Here is a 4110-nt window from a genome sequence, read left to right as displayed (position 1 = left end):
ACCCCTCAGCTGGGCGCTACACCTATCAATACGACACGTGGGGCAACCTCACCGAAGAGACGACCCCTAAGGGTAAGACCACCTTTAGCTATACACAAGGTAGCGACCGCCTCACCGAAAAACATATCACGGGCGACTATACCGATATGCGTATACGCTACACCTATAACGCCGACAAATTGCTTACCCAAATAGACAACCAAAACAAAGACGGCAATAACGAACTTTATATTTACAATTATAATCTCCATAAACAACTAACTGAACTTACCGAAAAGAAATTAGGTAGTAACCTCACCTTTTCTCAAAAATACGTGTATGACGACTTTGGACGTACAGCTCGCGAAATCTATACAGCCGATGGTTATGGTAAACATATTTCTACACAAGTACTATACGAATACCAAAATGGAGAAGCAATTACTCTGAAAAAAGATTCAGGAGAAGTATTGTGGCAATTGCAAGAAGTGAATGAGTATGGAGCTCCCGTGCGCCAACTAAAAGGAAAAACTACTGAGGTCTATCAGTATGATTTTCATTATCCTGTAAGTCAAGTAATTAGCAATGAACAAAACTCCTTAGAAACAAAGATATACCAATTTGACAGAGTTAAAGGCTTACTAAATGAACGCACTTATAGCTTTAATAGTATAAAAGAGACTTTTGGCTATGACACACAACAACGACTTATCTCTTGGAAAGGAGCAGGAGCAGAAGGTGTACAAACGTATGATCCAAGAGGGCGTATAGAACAAAATAATCAATTAGGAAGCTATGAATATCAGGGAACTAATTACCAACATCAAAAACTTATTACCAACGAAACAGGCGATACCCATTTAGAAAAATACCCTTTCCCTGCAATTCGCTACAACGTTTTTAAAGCCCCTGATCAGATATATGTAAAAGACAAAGAACGGATAAGCTTTGAATATGATGCTTTTGAGAGCAGAGCCGCGATGTACTACGGCAATACAGACCCTGAAAAACAAAAACGCCGTTATGTTAAACATTATAATCACGATGGTACTTTTGAAATCAAGCATGACCGCACTACAGGACAAACGCAATTCTATATTTACTTAGGCGGTGATGCGTATAGTGCCCCAGCAGTGCTCTCAGTCACTGATAATAGTGAAAAATACCTATACTTGCATCGCGACTATTTGGGTAGTATCACCCTTATCACCGATAATGCAGGTAATCCAGTAGAGAGACGGCACTTTGATGCTTGGGGTAATATCACAAGTTATTGGAATGCTGAAGGGAAAACCACTGTCCCTGAGGAAGGTATATTGTTAGACCGAGGCTATACAGGGCACGAACATTTATTGAGTGTAGGACTTATCAATATGAATGCTCGCTTATACGACCCTGTGCTACACCGCTTCTTACAACCCGATAACTATGTACAAGACCCTTTTAATACCCAAAACTTTAATAGATATGGGTATGTACTTAATAATCCGTTGTTATACACAGACCCTACAGGTGAAGAATTTTTTACATTAACTACTTTAGCCGTTATAGGATTAGGTACTATTATTTCTTCTGCAGCAGCTAGTTGGGACACCATAGAAGATTGGATAAAGCGTAATGCAAAAAGTACAGGACAATGGTTTGAAAAACAAGGAAGAAGTGTAGGACAATGGTTCTCAAAGCAATATAATTCTATAAAAGAATGGTTTCAAGGGAGTGGTACATCAAGCGGGGCAAAAACTGAATATTTAACAGCAGAAAAAGTTTACAAAAATCAAGTATGGCAGATACGCCCTCCCACCCAGCATTATTTCTTAGGAATGAATATGACAGAAATGTCAGAGGGAAATTGGTTTGAACAGTTTGTATATAACTTTTTTAATGATCTCTCTATGCCCGTACAAATGATGATGGGGCGTAGTGTAGGTAGTAGTTTTGCTCCTATGAGAAACCTCAATGGAACTTCAATGACTACTAATGATGCTTTATTAGGCTTTGTAAATTCAGCCTCAATGGGGTATTCAATTGCGTTGAGAGGAATGACTACAGGGGTAGAAATGACAAGAGCAGCTGTTCCAGAAACTTCTAATATGGCGTTAAGAGTTGTAGAAACTCCTAAATTTGTGCCCCATAGTGTTATGAGACAAGCTGAAAGAGGAATAACTACAGATATGGTTAAAACAGTTTTAAAAAGAGGTCAAAAATTTTATGATCCTAGAAATAATTCTATCAACTATATAATCCCCAATGCTTTTGGAAGTGGTAAAAGTATATTAGTAGGAGTGGATATTGCTACTGGAAAAATAAAAACAGTTCTCCGTAGTAGTAAAAACCTTATAAAAGATAGGATGATTCCTATGAACAAATAATCAAAGTAATGGAAAAGATATATCAATTAAGAAACATATTAGAAAAAGCTTTTAAAACAGAAGGGCAAGAACGATTTGATAATATCAATTTTTTTCTAAAAGAAGTCTGGGAAGATGAAGCTATCACAGATGAGAAAATAAATGATTTACTAACGGATATTGCTTATGACTTAGAATTTTATGAGCCTTCTAATGGGGATTGGAGTATAGATACTTCTATTTACTATGATGGAGAAAAAATGGATAGAATGTTAGATGAAGCAATAAAAAATATAGACACTTTGTTAGTAAATTTAGGTTAATAATGACAACTTCAAACACAAAATAGTGGAAAGAATGTCGATTAATAAACTTGCTAAAAAAGGCTCTAATAACTGAAGAGTGAGAAAGAATAGAAGCAGTAAAAACTTTTTAAGATATAGCTTGGAATGAAACAATCTGTAATGAGGCTATTATTGATCTCTTAACAGAAATTGCTTATAACTTAGAATTTTATGAACCAAATGAAGATTGATACTAGTAAACCTCATATAACAATATATCCACGATGAAAATTGAAATAGAAATATTAATTAATAAATACGGACAAGGATTAATACCTTTGACTGTTTTGCAAGAAAAATTTGAAGCTTATTCATTGTGTCAAAAAAGAAGTTTTTTACAAGAAATGAGCTTTTTAATTATTCAATCAAAACCTAAAGAAGAAGATGTAGATTTAGCTATTAAGAAAGAAAAGCTAAAAAGTGGTTACACACCCTGTGTATTATTAAAAAAAGGAATAAGTTCTTATAATTTAGAAAGAGTGATTAATCTTCCTGAAAATGAAATGGGGAAAATTTTTATATTATTTATGGGTATATTTAAAATAGCTTATAGTAGAAGATTTAAAGAAGAAATGAATAACATAAATAAATGGTGGTATTGGGATTTGTCTGATAATAGCAATGTAGAGAGAATACTAGAAGGTTGTCATAATTCAAATTAAAATATTTATGAAAAATATTTTTGAACACATAAATGATATTTTATCTAACTGGGATCCTCTTGATGTAGGAGAGGATTTGGCACAAGATGAATATCAAAAGTATATTCCCTCTATAGTAAAAAGATTAAACAACAAGAGAGATTTAGCACTTTACTTGGAATGTATTTTAACAAAAGAATTGAATACAGGCTACAACAAAGATAATGATAAACACAGAAAGGAACTTGATAGAATTATACACGAAATGTTGAGTTTTTAAAATGCACTTTCAACTTATTAAAGACGATTTTTACAATAATATATTAGGGAAGATTGAATATTACTTCCCTTCATTCCATTCTGTTTTTGACAAAGAGGACGGAATATATCCTATTTTAGGAGAATTAGGGTCTTTTATTCTTAATAACTTTTACCGTAAAGAAATAGAAAAAGCTACTATTGCCTTTATAAATGAAGCTATTGAATTAGGTGGTTCCGAAACTCAAGATGTAATGATTCTACAATTATTTCAACACCGATATGAGTATAACGGATTCAAACAATTGGTTCAAACTACCGAGACCAACCCGCAAGCGGTATTTACTAAAAACTATACTTATGATGCCTTTGGACGTGTACAACAAGAAACCACTACCGCCCAAACGGCAGGCAAACGTGTGAGCAGTGCCGTGCAATACCGCTATGAAAATGGGGATTTGGTAGAAATGAAAACACCAAGCGGAGCAACCCTCTGGAAACTGACCGCAAGTAATGAATACGGACAGCCATTGAGCCTCT

Annotated in this window: 5 protein-coding genes; all 5 read left to right on the top strand. The window is 34.6% G+C overall.

Translation table 11 applies throughout. From position 1 onward, the window contains the following. Positions 1–2348: RHS repeat domain-containing protein (locus HMPREF9073_RS00045; RefSeq protein ID WP_009411932.1), on the top strand; the 2348-nt coding region annotated here is incomplete at its 5' end. An 8-nt stretch (positions 2349–2356) separates the two neighbouring features. Then, a complete protein-coding gene (locus HMPREF9073_RS00040) occupies positions 2357–2650 on the top strand; it encodes a hypothetical protein (RefSeq protein WP_009411931.1) in 294 nt (97 codons plus the stop codon). A 245-nt stretch (positions 2651–2895) separates the two neighbouring features. Further along, entirely contained in the window at positions 2896–3333 is a 438-nt protein-coding gene (locus tag HMPREF9073_RS00035; protein ID WP_009411930.1) for a DUF5958 family protein, read from the top strand. Between the two features lie 7 nt (positions 3334–3340). After that, positions 3341–3592, top strand: a complete 252-nt coding sequence (locus HMPREF9073_RS00030; protein WP_009411929.1) for a hypothetical protein — start codon at positions 3341–3343, stop codon at positions 3590–3592. A gap of 1 nt (position 3593) precedes the next feature. Beyond that, positions 3594–4110: hypothetical protein (locus HMPREF9073_RS00025; protein WP_009411928.1), on the top strand; the 517-nt coding region annotated here is incomplete at its 3' end.

The sequence above is a fragment of the Capnocytophaga sp. oral taxon 326 str. F0382 genome (assembly GCF_000318295.1).
Taxonomy (GTDB): Bacteria; Bacteroidota; Bacteroidia; order Flavobacteriales; family Flavobacteriaceae; genus Capnocytophaga; species Capnocytophaga periodontitidis.
The sequence above is the reverse complement of the archived record's forward strand: the minus strand, read 5'-3'. Positions and strand labels throughout refer to the sequence as shown.

What these genes read in the sequence shown, in the direction of transcription:
- HMPREF9073_RS00040 (WP_009411931.1), top strand. Translation starts at nt 2,357, where the DNA reads ATGGAAAAGATATATCAATTAAGAAACATATTAGAAAAAGCTTTTAAA.
- HMPREF9073_RS00035 (WP_009411930.1), top strand. Translation starts at nt 2,896, where the DNA reads ATGAAAATTGAAATAGAAATATTAATTAATAAATACGGACAAGGATTA.
- HMPREF9073_RS00030 (WP_009411929.1), top strand. Translation starts at nt 3,341, where the DNA reads ATGAAAAATATTTTTGAACACATAAATGATATTTTATCTAACTGGGAT.